This window comes from Pseudomonas sp. GNP014 (assembly GCF_054344005.1).
Genome location: NZ_JBTGUS010000001.1, coordinates 3,752,122 through 3,769,508, shown reverse-complemented (window position 1 = coordinate 3,769,508; position 17,387 = coordinate 3,752,122). Strand labels below are relative to the sequence as shown.

Annotated in this window: 17 protein-coding genes and 2 pseudogenes; 13 read left to right on the top strand and 6 right to left on the bottom strand. The window is 57.0% G+C overall.

Annotated features, from left to right (window positions below; all coding sequences use genetic code 11):
• Positions 1-53 precede the first annotated feature (53 nt).
• The 4 genes and pseudogenes from ACXX9E_RS16965 to ACXX9E_RS16950 all read left to right on the top strand — a co-directional run bounded on the left by ACXX9E_RS16965 (position 54) and on the right by ACXX9E_RS16950 (position 5,213).
• Positions 54-1,052, top strand: a complete 999-nt coding sequence (locus ACXX9E_RS16965) for a hypothetical protein (protein ID WP_458555766.1) — start codon at positions 54-56, stop codon at positions 1,050-1,052.
• Positions 1,045-2,007, top strand: coding sequence for an S-4TM family putative pore-forming effector (locus ACXX9E_RS16960; protein WP_458555765.1), 963 nt, complete (start codon positions 1,045-1,047; stop codon positions 2,005-2,007). The genes ACXX9E_RS16965 and ACXX9E_RS16960 overlap by 8 nt, the downstream gene beginning before the upstream one ends.
• Positions 2,008-2,306: 299 nt before the next feature.
• Positions 2,307-3,566 carry a hypothetical protein gene (locus ACXX9E_RS16955; protein WP_458555764.1) on the top strand — a complete coding sequence of 420 codons (1,260 nt, stop codon included), beginning with the start codon at positions 2,307-2,309 and terminating at the stop codon, positions 3,564-3,566.
• A gap of 204 nt (positions 3,567-3,770) precedes the next feature.
• Positions 3,771-5,213 (top strand): annotated as a pseudogene (locus ACXX9E_RS16950) (IS1182 family transposase).
• A 263-nt stretch (positions 5,214-5,476) separates the two neighbouring features.
• Here ACXX9E_RS16950 and ACXX9E_RS16945 read toward each other — a convergent pair.
• Together ACXX9E_RS16945 and ACXX9E_RS16940 are read right to left on the bottom strand one after the other, a co-directional pair.
• Positions 5,477-5,710, bottom strand: a pseudogene (locus ACXX9E_RS16945) (DUF2235 domain-containing protein); the annotation flags it as partial.
• 138 nt (positions 5,711-5,848) lie between these two features.
• The gene (locus ACXX9E_RS16940) at positions 5,849-6,211 is read right to left on the bottom strand and encodes a DUF6124 family protein (protein ID WP_458555763.1); all 363 of its coding nucleotides are present in this window, start codon (positions 6,209-6,211) and stop codon (positions 5,849-5,851) included.
• A gap of 506 nt (positions 6,212-6,717) precedes the next feature.
• Here ACXX9E_RS16940 and ACXX9E_RS16935 point away from each other — a divergent pair.
• Positions 6,718-7,257, top strand: coding sequence for a thioesterase family protein (locus ACXX9E_RS16935; RefSeq protein ID WP_458555762.1), 540 nt, complete (start codon positions 6,718-6,720; stop codon positions 7,255-7,257).
• Positions 7,258-7,494: 237 nt separating this feature from the next.
• Here ACXX9E_RS16935 and ACXX9E_RS16930 read toward each other — a convergent pair whose 3' ends face one another.
• From ACXX9E_RS16930 to ACXX9E_RS16920, 3 genes are all read right to left on the bottom strand, one after another.
• Entirely contained in the window at positions 7,495-7,974 is a 480-nt protein-coding gene (locus ACXX9E_RS16930) for a GNAT family N-acetyltransferase (RefSeq protein ID WP_458555761.1), read from the bottom strand.
• A 13-nt stretch (positions 7,975-7,987) separates the two neighbouring features.
• A complete protein-coding gene (locus ACXX9E_RS16925; protein WP_458555760.1) occupies positions 7,988-8,200 on the bottom strand; it encodes a DUF4287 domain-containing protein in 213 nt (70 codons plus the stop codon).
• 230 nt (positions 8,201-8,430) lie between these two features.
• Positions 8,431-8,979, bottom strand: coding sequence for a cytochrome b (locus ACXX9E_RS16920; RefSeq protein WP_458555759.1), 549 nt, complete (start codon positions 8,977-8,979; stop codon positions 8,431-8,433).
• A 209-nt stretch (positions 8,980-9,188) separates the two neighbouring features.
• Here ACXX9E_RS16920 and ACXX9E_RS16915 point away from each other — a divergent pair, with 209 nt between their 5' ends.
• From ACXX9E_RS16915 to ACXX9E_RS16880, 8 genes are all read left to right on the top strand, one after another.
• On the top strand, positions 9,189-9,866 hold the full coding sequence (locus ACXX9E_RS16915) for a thermostable hemolysin (RefSeq protein WP_128615605.1): 678 nt from the start codon (positions 9,189-9,191) through the stop codon (positions 9,864-9,866).
• A complete protein-coding gene (locus tag ACXX9E_RS16910; protein ID WP_128615604.1) occupies positions 9,856-11,337 on the top strand; it encodes an AMP-binding protein in 1,482 nt (493 codons plus the stop codon). Before ACXX9E_RS16915 ends, ACXX9E_RS16910 begins: the two co-directional genes overlap by 11 nt.
• On the top strand, positions 11,334-12,008 hold the full coding sequence (locus ACXX9E_RS16905) for an iron-containing redox enzyme family protein (RefSeq protein ID WP_128615603.1): 675 nt from the start codon (positions 11,334-11,336) through the stop codon (positions 12,006-12,008). Before ACXX9E_RS16910 ends, ACXX9E_RS16905 begins: the two co-directional genes overlap by 4 nt.
• Entirely contained in the window at positions 11,995-12,804 is an 810-nt protein-coding gene (locus tag ACXX9E_RS16900; RefSeq protein ID WP_458555758.1) for an SDR family oxidoreductase, read from the top strand. Before ACXX9E_RS16905 ends, ACXX9E_RS16900 begins: the two co-directional genes overlap by 14 nt.
• Positions 12,801-13,445, top strand: a complete 645-nt coding sequence (locus tag ACXX9E_RS16895; RefSeq protein WP_123467755.1) for a tetratricopeptide repeat protein — start codon at positions 12,801-12,803, stop codon at positions 13,443-13,445. Before ACXX9E_RS16900 ends, ACXX9E_RS16895 begins: the two co-directional genes overlap by 4 nt.
• Positions 13,446-13,456: 11 nt before the next feature.
• Positions 13,457-14,119 (top strand): response regulator, encoded by a 663-nt coding sequence (locus ACXX9E_RS16890; protein ID WP_123467753.1) that lies wholly within the window; start codon positions 13,457-13,459, stop codon positions 14,117-14,119.
• The gene (locus ACXX9E_RS16885) at positions 14,116-15,534 is read left to right on the top strand and encodes an ATP-binding protein (RefSeq protein ID WP_458555757.1); all 1,419 of its coding nucleotides are present in this window, start codon (positions 14,116-14,118) and stop codon (positions 15,532-15,534) included. Before ACXX9E_RS16890 ends, ACXX9E_RS16885 begins: the two co-directional genes overlap by 4 nt.
• A 148-nt stretch (positions 15,535-15,682) precedes the next feature.
• Positions 15,683-16,246: a GNAT family N-acetyltransferase gene (locus tag ACXX9E_RS16880; protein WP_186747719.1), complete on the top strand. Its 564-nt coding sequence runs from the start codon at positions 15,683-15,685 to the stop codon at positions 16,244-16,246.
• Positions 16,247-16,293: 47 nt separating this feature from the next.
• Here the strand turns inward: ACXX9E_RS16880 and ACXX9E_RS16875 are convergent, their stop codons facing one another.
• Positions 16,294-17,367 carry an NAD(P)-dependent alcohol dehydrogenase gene (locus tag ACXX9E_RS16875; RefSeq protein WP_458555756.1) on the bottom strand — a complete coding sequence of 358 codons (1,074 nt, stop codon included), beginning with the start codon at positions 17,365-17,367 and terminating at the stop codon, positions 16,294-16,296.
• Positions 17,368-17,387 lie beyond the last annotated feature (20 nt).

Below are 17,387 nucleotides of genomic sequence, written 5' to 3'. Positions count from 1 at the left end.
TGGGGATCTATGATCCAATCGGGGTAAGGGGCTCGCTAAATTAGGGACGTGATATGGCTACCACTGTAATCTCGGCTTTCAACGAATTTTTGAGAGAAACGGTTAATCTAGATCTACAGGATACGCGAGCAGCGCGTCAGGATAGGGATAACCTACGTGCACGTATTCAAGGGCTTCAGACGTCAGTCAGCCACTTTCCAGCCCTCTACACCGAAGCCGACATAAATTATGGGTCATTCTCTCGTCGGACGAAAAAAAGACCACTAGATGACGTGGATATGTTTTTTTGCTTGATGGCTCATGGAGCAACTTACAATGATTATGACCCTAACAATATTACGATTACGCTTTCAAATACAGCCAGCAATCTTTATCAATACACAAAAGATGATAACGAAACTATAAGCTCTATCAAAATACTTAACAAGTTCAAAAGCAGCCTGGAAAATATTTATCAATATCGAAACGCAGAAGTCAACAGAAGGCAAGAAGTAGTTGTCTTAAATTTGATTGGCAAGGATTGGTCTTTTGATATTGCGCCATGCTTCAAAACTGTAGAGCAATATGGTACAAACTTTTATCTAATTCCTAATGGAACAGGTGATTGGAAAAAAGCTGACCCGCGGATTGATAAAGACCGAACTAGTGCTATCAATCAGCAGAACAGCGGGAATGTATTGAATGTAATTAGAGCTATTAAATACTGGAATAGTCGTGCAACTATGCACACGATGAGTTCCTATCTGTTGGAGAATATTATTCTAAACTACTATGCATACCGTACAGATTGCTCTAAATTTGTTGATCTTCATCTGGCTGATATTTTCAATCATATTTCTTCAGCGGTTTACCACATGATTCCTGACCCTAAAGGGTTTCAAGGTGATCTAAACACTCTAACACACGATCAAAAGATAAGCATCAGCGCACGAGCTAATCAAGACTATTTGAGAGCACTCGATGCACGTCGCTTTGAGCAAGACAAAGATGAAAAGTCCTCGATCAATAAGTGGCGTGAAGTGTTTGGTTTAGAATTTCCGGCTTATGGGTGACATGATGAGTATTAGAATACGGCAGAATGACCTCATCTACATTCAGAAGATCGCTGCATTTCGTCGATTGTATTCAATAGCTAAAAAATACAACAATGCATATGTAATGCTTAATGTTGTTATGATGACTACGCTGACATTTTTATCCATCGGACTGAATAGTGAGGCACTTGCCAAGCAGTTTAATTTTACTCAAGCAGATTATTCTAGTTGGCTGGCGGTTTCATCAATAATTGTTCTTTCTTTCGACAAGCTTTTAATCGGGGATAGGATAGACGTAAATAGGGAGAAAGCGGCAAAAATCCAGGATTCTTTTGATAGGGGTCTATTTCACTTGGATTGGAATAGTACGCTAGCTGGGTCTCCCCCAAGGGTCGAAGACATTGTCAGGCATGGCGAATGGTACTTACAAAGAAACACGAACACTAACCTTCGGGATTGGTATGCCTTAAAGTCCGACGACGTTCCACATTATCTTCAAGTTTTAATCTGTCAGAACTCCTCGCTGTATTGGGATACAAGCCTTAGAGAAAAAATCAACTACGTTGTAATTCTCGGAGGCGTAGCCATACTGACAGGCGCGCTTTCCCTTTGTTTATATTTAGATCTTTCGACATCAGCAATACTTACTAATATCACAGCATTGCTTGGGCCAGTTCTTGATTATGGCTACAACACTTTGAAAGAAAACAAAGCCTCTATTGAACACTCTCAGAGACTATTAGACTGCATTGAGCAGTCCATAGCTAATGCAGAGGAGCATTCGCCTGAGGATTCCATGCGTCGTTCGGTAGAATCCATACAAGATCAGCTTTTTATTAAGCGAAAATCCGACTGGCTCATTCCAGATTTATTTTATAAGGTTTTACGTAGTACAGACGAATCCGTAATGCGTCAATCCACCAAGCAACTTGAGGAACGATTCGCAGTTCGCAATAGTAGTGTGGGAAAGTAGTCGACCTATAGCAGTCGCTGCACCCTATTTCTTGAAATTGACCACCCTCTTGCCAAGCGTAGCTAATGGGCCACAGCTGCAACGGTATGGACGCCATTCAAGATGTTGATGAACGTCATCGATCCGCCATCAGGTTGGAAACATAATTTCCGGACAATAACCACCGACTCGCTAATCGCGCGCGGACAAATCTGGTATTATCTACGTTGTGCTCGACTTAGCACCTGACTGGAACCAATGCGCGCTCTGGTAATAAAGTCTGAAGGATCACTCACGCCTAATCCTATTAAGGAGCTAACGTGCAGAACGCAGAACACCGAGAGCCTTTAAAAAACAGCTTCTTGTTATCTAATATCGAAGATACAGAAAAACAGAGGCTGTTTTTAGAGTACCTTGACTCCGCAATTGGTTCTTATCGCGAGTCCTCCAGCGGATGCAGCTACTACGATACGAATGGCGACTACATTGATGAGTCTGTCATCTCTCTAAATAAAGATAACATCTCAGGAAGTCTCTTAATCCGAGTTGTCGCAAGTGAAAACGATGAGTTGAAGAGTATTGAGTTCGAGAGCCAGGGCTCCGATCTAATAGACAAACTCTTCAATAAGTTAATAATCGAGTCACTTGGGAATGCTTTGGGAGCAAAGAGGAAAAAGTTCTTTCGGCGCGTTTGGTTCTGCTACATTGGAGAAAGGCTAGACGGGGAGTACTGGTTCGGACGCAATCTGCGAATTGCTCCAGTAGACCCAGCTGATCCAAATCCTTATTTCATGAACGTCGAACGCTACATAACTATAGATCTAAATGTCGAAGCGATTGATGCATTTAGTGCTTCAGCTATTGCTAAGAATATTGGAAGCAGATGGGCAGCTCGGCTCTCACTGATCCTCGATCTTGGAATATATGCCCCCAGCTCCGAGCACCGGTGGACGCTATCTGAATCCAACACATCTTCCTGCGAGCTCCGTCAACTGGGTTACTGGTATAACGGGCCGCGAATAGAGGAGATGCCACGCAAAGGAAAAGCTTGCCAGCCCGGAAAGTACGAGCATTCTCTACATCATCGTATTAAATTTGTAGGTGAGAGCATAAAACTCCCGTCCGAAGCAAGAAAACTCATTGCTGCGTTAGACCTTTGCGATAGCAAGACCCAATCTTCATTTGATAACTGTGCTTTCCTCTATCAACTAGCATTAAACGCAGGGAAAACTCTTCCTACAGTAAAGCTTTCCTATCTCGTTGCTGCGATCGATGCACTTTGCAAATCAGATACAACGTATACAGATCCAAGCTCGTTTATTCGTCACTACGCAAATCCGACGCATGACATTGATCACCTTCTAAATTACATGCACGGCTCTGTTCGTTCCGCGCATTTTCATGCAGGTGAGTTTGCATTTGGTGAGTTCGACCAAAAACCGCGCATCAGCATCTATAGCGGAAGTTTAAACAGGCAATCCAACCACCGCTACGCTGAGTGCATAAAGCTGATTCGCTGCGCTATTGCAAACTGGTCAGCTATAAAAATCACAGAGTTTTCAGCTGGGTCATGGGCTTGAAGTTTTTATTTTAAAGTTGCCACAATACTACATTGATATAAAATCTTGAATCGGACTTCAGCACTCTGAAGGCTTATAAACCTCATCAGGCAGGTTTCGGTCGAACTGAACGAATGCAGATGTCCGCTTCTGGCCCAGAGTGTGTAAAAACGCCTTCGCGAACACTTGCTATGATTTCTGAGGATTTCATCGCAGGGATCGCCCATGAAGCGCTTTATCCAAGGTGAACATCGAGGCCAAGGCACCTTACTTCCCGAGAGCCTCGACGACTACGTCAGCGATACCAATCCGGTGCGCGTAGTCGACGTCTTCGTCGACGTCTTCGTCGACGAACTCGACCTGGTCAAACTGGGTTTTGACGGTGCCATTCCAGCCGACACTGGCCGACCTGCTTACCATCCCTCGGTCTTGTTGAAGATCTACATCTACGGTTATCTCAACCGCATCCAGTCGAGCCGACGCCTGGAGCGAGAAGCCCAACGCAACGTCGAACTGATGTGGTTGACCGGGCGTTTGATGCCGGACTTCAAGACCATCGCCAACTTCCGAAAAGACAACAGCAAAGCCATCCGAGGCGTCTGCCGCCAGTTCGTCGTGCTGTGTCAGCAGTTGGGACTGTTCGGAGAACATCTGGTCGCCATCGATGGCAGCAAATTTAAAGCCGTCAACAATCGCGACCGCAATTTCACCAGCGCCAAACTGAAGCGGCGAATGGAAGAAATTGAATCGAGCATCAACCGTTACCTGACGGCACTCGATGCTGCTGATCGGCGAGAACCAACAGCTACCGAGCCCAGCGCCGTGAGGCTGGAAGAGAAAATCGCCAAGCTCAAAACTCAAATGAAGGAGCTTCAGGCGATCGAAATTCAGCTCAATGAATCACCGGATAAACAGGTCTCACTGACCGATCCAGACAGCCGATCCATGATGACGCGCGGCACGGGAATTGTTGGCTATAACGTGCAGACAGCGGTCGATACGCAGCACCATTTGATCGTTGCGCATGAGGTGACCAACGTTGGTTCAGATCGCGATCAACTCAGCTCGATGGCTAAACAAGCCCGAGAGGCGATGGCGTCAGATGCGTTGTCGATAGTGGCTGACCGAGGTTACTTCAAAAGCGAACAAATCCTGGCTTGTCACGATGCCGGCATCACCGCCTATGTGCCCAAGCCGATGACCTCTGGAGCCAAGGCTGACGGGCGTTTCAATAACGATGCCTTCATCTATGACGCGGCAAAAAATGAATACATTTGCCCGGCTGGAGAGGCGCTGATCTGGCACTACTCCTACGTTGAAAAAGGCCTGAAGCTGCATCGTTACTGGAGTTCGAAATGCCAGGGCTGCGCGCTGAAAGCGCAGTGCACACCGAGCACGGAACGACGAGTTCGACGCTGGGAGCATGAAGCCGTATTGGAGGAGATGTAGCTTCGGCTGAGCAAAGCACCGGAGATGATGCGAGTCCGAAAGCGGACGGTTGAGCATCCCTTCGGGACGCTCAAACAATGGATGGGTGCGACGCACTTCCTGACGCGAAAGCTGGCCGGGGTGGGCGCGGAGATGAGTTTAAATGTGCTCGCCTACAACATGAAACGGGTCATGAAAATCATCGGTGCTCACGGTTTAATGAAGGCGCTGTCGGCATAAAAAAGCTGATTTTGGCCCATCCCAGAGACTGTAAAAACAGCGTTGACGTGTTCCAGGTCGCGACTGATGCAATACGCAGCATTTGCCATGCGATCGTTCAGCCACGAACGTCAATGATCCAAGACGATGAGGCCTTGAGCGTTTTTACACACTCTGGGCCGAAAGCGGACCTTCGTTGAAACCAGCATTGACGCGGTAGCTGTCAAAGATGATCACTAAAAACAACACCAGTGAAAGACGGGCAGGAGAAGCGTCTCATGCCCCGGCGCAATCGGATGCTGCGTCCCACACAGCAATCCAGCCGCCGTGCTATTCGCATTGTTCCCAGTGCCATCAAAGAACACCCCAATCCTCAACGCGATCCCGATTTTCTCAGGTTCGCGCGCAGGTTCTTTTCCGTGCTTCTCATACTCCGCCCAACGCTGGGCGTGGATGTCGACGGGTTTGGCTTCTTCGTAGCGGTGGTTTTTCGGGGGGTTTGGGACGTAGCCGCTCAATCCTTGATTCCTTGTTCTGATCCTTGAGAACGGGTCGATGGGTGACAGCGGAGGCTTTGAGGTGCAAGGCGTGGCCCTGTGCCAGCGCGGGTGCGGTTTTTGGTGTGACGAGGGTTTCCCCTCGTCGTGTTGGGGGGGTTATCGGGGGACTTCGACGTTATCCAGCGCTTGGTTGACGGCGATCTCACCGAGCATCACGACTTGGGCGATGCCCAGTGCGGTTTTGCGGTGGGCGGTGTCGAGGACGGCGGCGAAGTTGTTGAGCATTTCGCTGGCGGAGCCGAGGGTTTCGCTGGCGTTGGCCAGGAGGGATTCGGTGTCGTACTTCGGGTTGGCGAGGTACATGCGTTCCGGCTCCTGAGCGTTGGCCATGATGTGGCTGGCCGGGAGCAGGTAGTGGTCGAGGGCGCGTTCGGCGGCTTCGTGGAGTTTTTTGGAATTAAGGGATTCGTAGGGGGATGCGGGGTCGGTTTCTGGCGGGTTGGGTGTTGGTTTGATCATGGTGAAACTCCTGGTTGTTCATTAGGAGCTACCACCATCACTTGCAGATGATGGGTGGCAGCTATGCGCGGGTCTGCAAGACCGGGAAACCAGGCACCCGGCAGACCCGAAGGTCTCCCGCACAAAGCTGCCATTGAGCGGACACGAACGAGTGTCCTTTGGCTGGCTGTGCGACTGGTTTTTCCGGCGGGCTTGCAGACCCGATCACTGATGAGCAGTGACAGGAATCAAGGTACGGAGGACGTGCCAGGCGCACAAGCCGGCGGATTCTGGCGCACTCGTAGGCAATGGCGCAAGGCGCTGTAGGGCATGGATGATAACGACAGGCTTATTTAAACATTTCGATTGTTTTCTGTTTATCCGCCGATTGAACTGGCTACCAATCCAACACCACCTCCGCAATGATCGGAATGTACTGTTCAGGCCAAAAAAGTCATTTACGCACCTACCTCACCGACGTCCGGGTCGCTAGAGTGCAGCGCCCCTCTCAAATGGCTGACGTACTTATGAATTTGTGGTTTCGACTGCTCTGCATGCTTTTTCACCGACCGTGGCGCAACCCGGTCAATGCGCTGGAATCCACCATTATCCGCATGCGCGTGTGGCCGCTGGATCTCGATTTCAATCGGCATGTCACCAATGGCCGCTATTTCACAATGGCAGACGTCGGACGCATGGATTTTGTGTTGCGCAGTGGCGCGTTTCGGGTGGCGGTGCGCACCAAGGCGCTCCCGATCGTTGGCGACACCTGGGGTAAATTTCGGCGCGAACTCAAGCTGTTTGAAGCGTTTGAAATCCACAGCCGGATGCTCGGCTGGGATGATAAATGGAGCTTCATGGAACATCGCTTCGTGAGTAAAGGCCGGGTGATCGGCGTGGTGGTCATGCGTGGGCTGTTTCGTTCGGCGAAAGGAACGATTGCGCCGGGTGAGTTCGTCAGGGAGTTGGGGTTGCCTGAGCGGTCGCCCGAGATGCCGGAGTGGCTGACGTCGTGGTCTGCGAATTGCGATGTGATGAGTTGTCAGCTTAGGGGTGAGGAGGCTTGAGTAATGTGGTTTCTGGATGATCGCATTTATGGATAGGGTGCGGTGGTGGTTGGTCGTGTGCCATCGCTAGCAAGCTAGCTCTCACAGGTTGTTTGGCTGACTTGGGAATGGGGGTGGTTGGGCTGGCGTCTTCGCGAGCAAGCTCGCTCCCACAGCTTGCGCACAAGTCTTGGGAGCATGTCCGGCCGGGCGAACGCCATTGCGAGCAAGCCAGTTTCCCTCAGGTTTTGGGGATGGCTATGGTCGGTGGCGCGTCATGTTGATGAGGGCAGAACGTCCACCATTTGGCGCCGGGCGTTCTTCGATAGAGAACGGCACGAAGCCAAGTTTCGGGTAGAGCAACAGTCCTGCAGTGTTTTCGTTAAAGCAGGACAGTTGCACTTCTTTGGCTTGGTATTTTTCGAAACCCACTGCGGTCATGGTTTCGACGATGTACCGCGCCACACCTTGACCACGGGCGTATGGCGCGACGATGACGTTGCCGATGTAGCAGATGCCATCGTGCTCAGCGCGGTAGAAATTGGCGAAGCCGACGAACTCGCCGTTGGCCAGAAAAGCCGTGGAGTCGAAGCGCTGGCTGATCGCGCTGTGCATTTGTTCTTCCGTCAGCGGGAAGTCTGCTTTCGGGAACATGAAGAACAGCTCTTGTTCGCCCTGGGGAAAGCTGCACAGGGTGTTGACGTCGTCGGCCGTCACTGGCCGGTGGGTGAAATTCATCGCTGCCCTGCCCTCACTGTTTACCTGCCAGATGATGCGCAACCACGGCGTTGGCATGGCCATGGCCCATGCCGTGTTCATCCTTGAGCCACGCCACCAGTTCCATGTGTTTCTTGTCGGTGATACCGGCGAGCAGGTTTAGCCAGTGATCAATGGGCTGGCCGTATTTTTTCTCGATGGAGGGGAAGTACGACGCCGGGCCTTTTACCTTGTTGTCTTCGCTCATGCTGCAAGCTCCCTGTGATCACGACGGAGGGTCGGCGGACGCTCCTTGTCGGCAGGTCATAGAGTGGACGCGAAGTGCGATTCCGGCAACTGCCCCGTTCTGCCAGACACCACAAAATCCTGTGGGAGCGAGCTTGCTCGCGAAGGCGCCGTGTCAGCCGACATCATCAGAGGCTGACACACCGCTTTCGCGAGCAAGCTCGCTCCCACAGGGGTTGTAGTGGATCAGGGTTATTCGGTGCGCCCCGGCAGCATCCGCACCAGCGTGTTATCCCGCACCCAATAATGGTGAAACAGCCCCGCCGCGGCGTGCAGGCCGATCAGCCAGTAGCCAGTGCTGCCCAGCAGTTCGTGCCAGTACTTCAGTTGTTTGGCAAAGTCCGGGTCGATGGCCACGGGTGCCGGGACGTGGAAGCCGAAGTACGGGAAAGGTTTGTCGGCGGCGGCGAGCATCAGCCAGGCGAGGATCGGCGTGGCGATCATCAGCACGTACAGCGCCAGGTGCATCAGGTGCGAAATGCCGGTCTGCCATGCCGGTGGCTTGGGCGTGATTGGCGGACGCGGCGTGAGACGGCCGAGCAGGCGGATCCATACGAGGGCGAAGATGCTCGCGCCGAACAGGCCGTGGAAACCCATCAGCAAGCCGCGCGCTTCGCTGCCCTTGGGCATGTAGCCCTTGATTTCGACGCACGCGTAGACGCCGACAAACAGCGCCAGCATCAGCCAGTGCAGGGTGATTGAGAGTTTTCCGTAACGGGTTACGGCGATGTCGCGGGACATAAGCTGCGCCTCTTGATTGTCATGAGTGACGGCCAATTCGTTCGACCGCCTCGCTCCGGTTGTTGGGCGAACCGACGGCGTTACCCTGCCCGCCCAGTCTTAAGAGAGTCTGAAGAAAGACCCTCAGGTTAACCTTTTTTTACCTTCAGACTTCGTTAAGAAATGGCTTGGATACTTCGCTCAAATCTATTGAGGGAGGCGTTCTGCCCATGCCCGAATTTGACTGGAACATCCCCCTGCCCCTGCGCTTCGGTCAAGCCGAAACACCGCAGATGACACTGACCGGCGCGCTGCCCGAGGACACTCTGCGAGCGACGTTTGAAAGCTTTATCCAACAACGCTTTCGCAAGGCCCACGGTGCCGATATCCGCCACTTCATGCCCGAGCTGTTCGGCATGCACAACGGCGACGGTGAGTTGTGCGCGGTGGCCGGGGTGCGTCGTGCCCATCAGGAGCCGCTGTTTCTCGAGCGCTATCTGGATGAGCCGATCGAACCGTTGATCAGTGCTGCGGCAGATCGTCCGGTCGAGCGCAGCGCCATTGTCGAAGTCGGCAACCTCGCCGCCAGCGACACCGGTAGTGCGCGGCTGAGCATCATCGCCATCACCTACCTGCTGGCGATGGGCGGCCTGGAATGGGTGACGTTCACCGGCAACATCGGGCTGGTCAACAGCTTCCATCGCCTGGGTTTGAAGCCAGTGACATTGTGCGCCGCTGATCCGGAACGATTGGGTGACGAGCGTCAACACTGGGGCAGTTATTACGAAAGCAAGCCTTGGGTGCATGTCGGCAACATCCGCGCCGGCTTCATCCATCTGCGCAATATCGGTCTGTTTACCCGCCTGGGTTTGCCGAGTTCGATTGAAGGAGCCTGTCATGTCGCTTGAATTGCAACGTTTCCAGGAAACCCTGCGCGACCATGCCCGGCGCAATGACCACGCGACCGCCCTGTGGGGCGACACGCTGAAACTCGATTACGCCACGCTGTACGCCGAGGTGCTGTATCGCCAGGAGCGTTTGCGCGATGAGCAGGCGCAGGTGATTGCGCTGGCGTTGGACAATGGCGTCGACGCGATGCTGTGGGATCTGGCCGTGTTGTTTGAAGGCCTGACCTGCGTGACCTTGCCGCCGTTTTTCAGCCCGGCACAGCGCGCCCATTGTCTGGAACAGAGCCAGGCCGAACGGGTGATCGCCGAGCCGGAACTGGGCGCCGAACTGCTCGCAGCTGGCTATGAACAACGTGGCGAGTTCTGGTGCCGCGCGTTCAGTGGCCCCAGTCGCATGCCGGCCGGCACTGCGAAACTCACCTTCACTTCCGGCACCACCGGTACCCCGAAAGGTGTATGCCTGAGCGCCGACAGCCTGCTGCGGGTTGCACGGGAGCTGCATCAGGCCAGCGACGCGACCGGCCCGCAGCATCATCTGGCGCTGTTGCCGTTGGCGATTCTGCTGGAGAACCTCGGCTGTTATGCCGCGCTGTATGCCGGTGCGACGCTCAGTTTGCCGAGCCAGAAAACCCTCGGCATTCAGGGCGCCAGTGGCGTCGACATTCCGCGCTTGCTCGGTTATCTGGCCAGCCGTGCGCCGGAGAGTCTGATCCTGGTGCCGCAGTTGCTGTTGTTACTGGTCAGCGCCGCCGAACAGAAAGCCTTCGACCCGCAAACCCTGCGCTTTGCCGCTGTCGGCGGTGCGCGAGTGTCGGAGGATCTGCTGCACCGCGCGCAACGGCTCGGGCTGCCGGTTTACGAAGGCTATGGCTTGTCCGAATGCGCCTCGGTGGTGTGCCTCAATCGCCCCGGCGCACGGCGTCCGGGCAGCGTCGGCCGACCGCTGCCGCACGTTGAAGTGCGCCTGGCCGAGGACGGTGAAGTGCTGATCAAGGGCTCGACGTTGCTCGGTTATCTGGGCGATGCGCCGTACGCCGATGAGTGGTGGCCCAGTGGTGATCTGGGCGAGTTCGACCCGGAAGGGTTTCTGTACCTCAAGGGCCGCAAGAAGCACCAGTTCGTCACCAGCTTCGGGCGCAACGTCAACCCGGAATGGGTCGAGTCGGAACTGACCCAGCGCCGCCACATCGCCCAGGCCTTCGTCTACGGCGAAGCAATGCCGCACAACCACGCCCTGCTCTGGCCGCACCGGGCCGACTGCAGCGACGCGGAACTGGCCGCTGCTGTCGCCGAAGCCAACGAAGCCTTGCCCGATTACGCCCAGGTGCATCAGTGGACGCGCCTGCCGCAACCCTTTACCGCCGCCAATGGCTTGCTCACCGCCAATGGCCGCCCGCGCCGCGACGCCATCGTCGCGCAGTATCACGCCCAATTGACTGAATCCGCTGTTTCCGAGGAGTCCGCATCATGAGTTTTTTCGACACCCTGCAAGAAGCCACGCAACAGGAACGCCACGAACTGTTTAACCTGCCGATCATCGTCGATGCCCTGCAAGGCAAGGTCAGCCTCGACAGCTATCGGGCCTTCCTCGCGCAGGCGTATTACCACGTGCGCCACACCGTGCCGTTGATGATGGCTTGCGGTGCGCGCCTGCCAACGCGCCTGGAATGGCTGCGCAAAGCGGTGGCCGAATACATCGAAGACGAATACGGCCATGAACACTGGGTGCTCAATGATATTGCCGCGTGTGGCGGCGACCGCGATGCGGTGCGCGACGGCCAGCCGTCGTTGCCAATCGAACTGATGGTGAGTTTTCTCTACGACCTGATCGCCCGCGGCAATCCGGTGGGCCTGTTCGGCATGGTCAATGTGCTCGAAGGCACCAGCATTGCCTTGGCGACCCACGCGGCGGGCAGCATTCGCGAGCGTCTGGCGCTGCCGGACAGCGCATTCAGCTATCTGAACTCGCACGGTTCGCTGGACATCGAGCACATGCAGACCTATCGCCGTTTGATGAATCAGCTGGAAGATCCGCAGGATCAGGCGGCGGTGATTCACGCCTCGAAAGTCGTCTATCGCTTGTACACCGACATGTTCCGTGGCCTGCCGCGTGACGCGGAGGCTCAACATGCAGCTGCGTGATGCACGTGTGGTCTTGACCGGCGCCAGCGGTGGCATCGGCCTCGCGATTACCGAGGCTCTGTGCGCCGCCGGTGCCAGGGTGCTGGCCGTAGCGCGACATCAGGAGGCGCTGGCGCCGTTGCTGGCGCGCTATCCCGACACGCTGTGCTGGGTCGCCGCCGACCTGACCTTCCTCAGCGACCGGCGCAAAGTGCTGGCCGCCGCCGAAGCCATCGGCGGCATCAACCTGCTGATCAACGCGGCCGGGGTCAATCACTTCGCCATGCTCGAACAGCTCGATGACAGCGAGATCAACGCGATGCTCGCGGTGAATATCAGCGCGCCGATCTGCCTGACCAAGTTGCTGCTGCCACTGCTCAAAGAGGCCGACAGCGCCATGGTAGTCAATGTCGGCTCCACCTACGGCTCGATCGGCTACGCCGGTTATGCCAGTTACTGCGCGACCAAGTTCGCCCTGCGCGGTTTCTCCGAAGCGCTGCGCCGGGAGCTGGCCGACACCCGGGTCAACGTGCTGTATGTCGCGCCCCGCGCCACCCGCACGTCGATGAACAGCGCGGCGGCGCAGGCCTTGAACGATGCGCTCAAGTCCAACGTCGATGACCCGCAAACCGTGGCTTCGGCGGTGGTCCACGCGATTGCCGGCGACCGCCGCGACCTGTATCTGGGCTGGCCGGAACGCTTCTTCGTGCGCCTCAACAACTTGCTGCCGCATCTGGTGGATCGCGGCTTGCGCAAGCAATTGCCGCTGATCCGCCGCCTCAGTGAAAAACCTGACAATGAGTCCCTCAAACCATGAAAAAACTTAGCGCATGCCTGTTGTTCGCCGCCCTCAGCCAAAGCGTCTGGGCGCTGGAACCGGCCGATCAGCAACGCCTCAACGGTATCCAGCAAAGTTGGGCGCATATCCAGTACGAAGTGGCAGAGAAACAGCGCGCTGCCGCGTTCGAGCAACTGTCGTCCGACGCCAGCGCCTTCGCCACCCAGCGTCCGTCGGTGGCCGAAGCGTGGATCTGGAAAGGCATCGTCACCAGCAGTTGGGCCGGTGCCCAGGGCGGGCTCGGCGCCTTGGGCAAGGCCAAGGACGCCAAGGCCGATCTGGAAAAAGCCCTGAGCCTCGACCCCAAGGCCCTGCAAGGTTCGGCCTACACTAGCCTCGCCGCTCTGTATGATCGCGTTCCGGGCTGGCCGATCGGTTTCGGCGACAGCGACAAGGCCGAGCAACTGCTCAAACAGGCCCTGCAACTGAACCCCGATGGCATCGACAGTCTGTACTTCTGGGGCGATCACCTCTACCGTCAGAAGCGCTACGCTGAAGCCAAGGCTGCCCTGCTCAAAGCCCAGCAAGCCGCGCCACGTGCGGGCCGTGAAAGCGCCGACGCCGGGCGTCGCAAAGAGATCGCCGCCCTGCTGGTGGACGTGAACAAGAAACTCGACTGACAGGAGTGCGTGTGCGTTTATTACTGATCGAGGATGATGTGGCGCTGGGTGAAGGCATTCATCAGGCGCTGGGGCGCGAGGGCTACACCGTCGACTGGCTCAAGGACGGCAGTAGTGCCTTGCATGCGCTGCTCAGCGAAACCTTCGATGTCGCCGTGCTGGATCTCGGTCTGCCGCGCATGGACGGCCTCGAAGTCCTGCGCCGTCTGCGTGACAGCGGTTCGAACCTGCCGGTGCTGATTCTCACGGCCCGCGATGCCACCGAAGACCGCATCGCCGGGCTCGACGCCGGGGCCGATGATTATCTGATCAAGCCGTTCGACCTCGCCGAACTCAAGGCGCGCCTGCGGGCCTTGTTGCGCCGCAGCGCCGGGCGCGCCCAGGCGCTGATCGAACACGCCGGCATCAGCCTCAACCCCGGCACCCAGCAGGTCAGTTATCAGGGCCAGCCCGTGGCCCTGACACCCAAGGAATATCAGCTGCTGCACGAACTGCTGTCGCCGCCGGGCCGGGTGATGACCCGCGATCAACTGATCCAGCTGCTGTATGGCTGGAACGAAGAAGCGGAAAGCAACACCCTCGAAGTGCACATCCATCACCTGCGCAAGAAATTCTCCACCGACCTGATCCGCACCATCCGTGGTGTGGGTTATCTGGTGGAGGAGCGCCGATGACCTCGATCCGCCGCCGCACGTTGACCCTGATCATTGGCCTGTTGCTGGCCGGGCTGGCGGTGCTCAGCACCTTCAACCTGCACGACAGCAACCACGAAATCGCCGAGGTCTACGACGCGCAACTGGCGCAGAACGCACGCCTGTTGCAGGGGGTGATGCGCATGCCGTTGGCCGGTAACGATCACTCGCAGTTGTATCAGGCGTTCAATCAGGCCTTGAGTGAAGCGGCACCGCGAGTCGACGGTCACCCTTACGAAGGCAAGATCGCCTTTCAGGTGTGGAACCCCAAAGGTGAGGTGCTGGTGCACACCACCAGCGCGCCCTCCTTCACTGTACCGCCGACCCAGCCCGGTTTCAGCGATGTGGTGGATTTGAAAAATCGCCAGTGGCGCGCGTTCCTGCTTGAAGACAAACAGAACGGCCTGCGCATCTGGGTCGGTGAGCGAAATGACGTGCGCGCTGATCTGGTCGACCGCATCGTCCGCCACACCCTGTGGCCCAACGTGATGGGCAGCCTGATCCTCGCCGGCATGGTCTGGCTGGCCATCGGCTGGGGCCTCAAGCCACTGGCGAACATGGCCGCCACCCTGCGCGCCCGGCACAGTGGTTCACTGGAGCCGCTGCAACTGACCCCGCTGCCCAGCGAACTGGAACCGATGCAAGCGGCGCTCAACCGCATGCTCGCGCAGATTCAGGAGGTGCTCGGCCGCGAACGCCGCTTCATCGCCGACGCCGCCCACGAAATGCGCACGCCGCTGGCGGTGCTGCGGGTGCATGCGCAAAACCTCCTGGAGGCCGGCACCGAACAGGAACGCCGCGACTCTCTGGAGTTCCTGATGGCCGGCGTCGACCGCACCAGCCGTCTGGTCAACCAGTTGCTGACCATGGCGCGCCTGGAGCCCAGACCCGACCCGCCGCCCCTGCAACGCATCGACCTCAGCGAAACCGTGCGCAACAGCCTCGTGCAACTGACACCGTGGCTGTTGAGTAAACAGCTGGAGCTGGCTTTCGACGACAGCGCGCAACCGTTCAACGTCATGGCCAGTGCCGCCGCGATCGACATTGCCCTGAACAACCTGATCACCAATGCCGCCAACTTCTCTCCGGAACACGGAGTAATCACTGTCAAGCTGAGTCAGGCCGAAGGTTTCTACCAACTGAGCGTCGAGGATCAGGGACCGGGCATTGATGAAGCGGACCAGGCGCGGTTGTTCGAACGTTTCTACAGCCGAGGCAATGCGCAAGGAGCAGGTCTGGGGCTGACCATCGTCAACACCATCGCCACACGCCTGGGCGGACGAATCACCTTGGCCAACCGGGCCGAGGGTGGCCTGCGCGCGACGTTGTCGATCCCCGAGAGGTCATCGCCCCCCGCTTCGCCACTCAGCACCGGTGAGCCGCCGGGCCGAGCATGACAGCGGCGCGAGGAGCGCCATCATCGCGTCAGATCAGTGGCCGCGTGCCGATCTGATCCAGATCAGATCGCGGCGTTGCCATCGGCGTAGAACAGACCTCAGCGCACTCCCCCGCGCGTTGCTCGTTCAGCCGATGGAGGCTCACCTCATGCTCACTGTCAAAGACCACAACGACCGCGCAGCGGCGGCTTATGCCGCGCACAACGGTGAATACTGGATCGAATCGCTCAAGGATGGCCGACACGTCTTGATCCGCGCGTTGGCCGCCAAGGACCGCGAGCGCGAGTACGCGTTCATCAAGCGCTTGTCGCCCGAATCCCGGCACATGCGCTTTCTCGCGCAAATCAGCGAACCGGGCACGGCGCTGCTCGATCAGTTGATGGACATCGACTACAAGCAACGCGCGGCCTTCATCGCGCTGGTGCACGAAAACGGCGAGTTGATCGAAATCGGCATCAGTCGCTACGCCGCCACGGGCGAAGAGGATTGTGAATGCGCGGTGACGGTCGCCGATGAATGGACCCAACTGGGCCTGGCCACGCTGCTGATGGAACACCTGATCAAGGCCGCCCGCCGCAACGGTTTCAAGCGTATGTACTCGGTGGACTCGGCCAGCAACACGGCCATGCGCGACCTGGCCAGATCCCTGGGCTTCGAAACCCACGGCGACCCTGATGACACCCGTCAGGTCATTCATCGCCTGAGCCTGTAGCGAATCCTGCGCCCCGCCGTCTTCAACGCTGCGGGGCGCAGCACCGGTCAGGGTGTAATCGCCACTTTCATCACGCCATCGCGCTGATGACCGAACAACTCATACGCGGCCTCGATATCGTCGAGTTTGAAATGGTGGGTCACCAGGGGCGACAGATCGACGCCGCCGCTTTGCACCACCGCCATCAATCGCCGCATGCGTTCCTTGCCGCCGGGGCACAGGGTACTGACGATGCTGTAATCGCCCAGTCCCGCCGCAAAAGCATCATAGGGAATGCGCAAATCCGAAGCGTAGACCCCCAGGCTCGACAACCGTCCGCCCGGACGTAACACCCGCAGCGCTGACTCGAATGTGCCCTGGGTGCCCAAGGCTTCGATGGACACATCGACGCCACGCCCGTCGGTCAACGCCATGATCTGCTTGACCACGTCACCGTTCTTGAAATTGACCACATGGGTCGCGCCCAACTGACGAGCGACAGTCATGCGCTCGGCCACCGTATCGACGCCGATAATGACGCTCGCGCCCTTGAGTCGCGCCCCGGCCACCGCGCAGAGCCCGATCGGGCCCAGTGCAAAAACCGCCACCGTGTCGCCGATACTGACCTCGCCACGCTCGGCACCGGAAAACCCGGTGGACATGATGTCCGGGCACATCAGCACTTGCTCGTCGCTCAATCCGTCGGGGATCGGGCACAGGTTGGCCAATGCATCAGGGACCAACACGTACTCGGCCTGGCAGCCGTCGATGATGTTGCCGAATTTCCAGCCGCCGGTGGCGCGAAAGCCGTGGCGGGTGTCCGGGCCGTCCTGGGAGCCGCAGCCGCACAGGCAGGCGTAGCTTTGGCCACTGGGGGTGATGGCGCCGGCGATCACTCGCTGGCCTTCGGTAAACCCGCGAACCTGTGAACCGAGCTTTTCGATCACCCCCACCGGCTCGTGACCGATGGTCAAGCCTTTGGCCACCGGATACTCGCCGCGCAGGATGTGTACGTCGGTGCCGCAGATCGTGGTGGTGGTGATCCGCACCAGTGCGTCCAGCGGACCGACGTCGGGGATCGGCTTGTCATCCAGTACGATGCGATTCTTTTCGACGAATATCGCCGCTTTCATCATGGCCATGAGCGAGGCTCCTGCGCAGG

Excerpts from the sequence above, each read along its gene's own strand:
- ACXX9E_RS16905 (WP_128615603.1), top strand. The coding sequence starts at position 11,334 with ATGAGTTTTTTCGACACCCTGCAAGAAGCCACGCAACAGGAACGCCAC.
- ACXX9E_RS16895 (WP_123467755.1), top strand. The coding sequence starts at position 12,801 with ATGAAAAAACTTAGCGCATGCCTGTTGTTCGCCGCCCTCAGCCAAAGC.
- ACXX9E_RS16915 (WP_128615605.1), top strand. The coding sequence starts at position 9,189 with ATGCCCGAATTTGACTGGAACATCCCCCTGCCCCTGCGCTTCGGTCAA.
- ACXX9E_RS16960 (WP_458555765.1), top strand. The coding sequence starts at position 1,045 with ATGGGTGACATGATGAGTATTAGAATACGGCAGAATGACCTCATCTAC.
- ACXX9E_RS16875 (WP_458555756.1), bottom strand. The coding sequence starts at position 17,367 with ATGGCCATGATGAAAGCGGCGATATTCGTCGAAAAGAATCGCATCGTA.
- ACXX9E_RS16920 (WP_458555759.1), bottom strand. The coding sequence starts at position 8,979 with ATGTCCCGCGACATCGCCGTAACCCGTTACGGAAAACTCTCAATCACC.
- ACXX9E_RS16885 (WP_458555757.1), top strand. The coding sequence starts at position 14,116 with ATGACCTCGATCCGCCGCCGCACGTTGACCCTGATCATTGGCCTGTTG.
- ACXX9E_RS16925 (WP_458555760.1), bottom strand. The coding sequence starts at position 8,200 with ATGAGCGAAGACAACAAGGTAAAAGGCCCGGCGTCGTACTTCCCCTCC.
- ACXX9E_RS16910 (WP_128615604.1), top strand. The coding sequence starts at position 9,856 with ATGTCGCTTGAATTGCAACGTTTCCAGGAAACCCTGCGCGACCATGCC.
- ACXX9E_RS16965 (WP_458555766.1), top strand. The coding sequence starts at position 54 with ATGGCTACCACTGTAATCTCGGCTTTCAACGAATTTTTGAGAGAAACG.
- ACXX9E_RS16880 (WP_186747719.1), top strand. The coding sequence starts at position 15,683 with ATGCTCACTGTCAAAGACCACAACGACCGCGCAGCGGCGGCTTATGCC.
- ACXX9E_RS16940 (WP_458555763.1), bottom strand. The coding sequence starts at position 6,211 with ATGATCAAACCAACACCCAACCCGCCAGAAACCGACCCCGCATCCCCC.
- ACXX9E_RS16935 (WP_458555762.1), top strand. The coding sequence starts at position 6,718 with ATGAATTTGTGGTTTCGACTGCTCTGCATGCTTTTTCACCGACCGTGG.
- ACXX9E_RS16900 (WP_458555758.1), top strand. The coding sequence starts at position 11,995 with ATGCAGCTGCGTGATGCACGTGTGGTCTTGACCGGCGCCAGCGGTGGC.
- ACXX9E_RS16930 (WP_458555761.1), bottom strand. The coding sequence starts at position 7,974 with ATGAATTTCACCCACCGGCCAGTGACGGCCGACGACGTCAACACCCTG.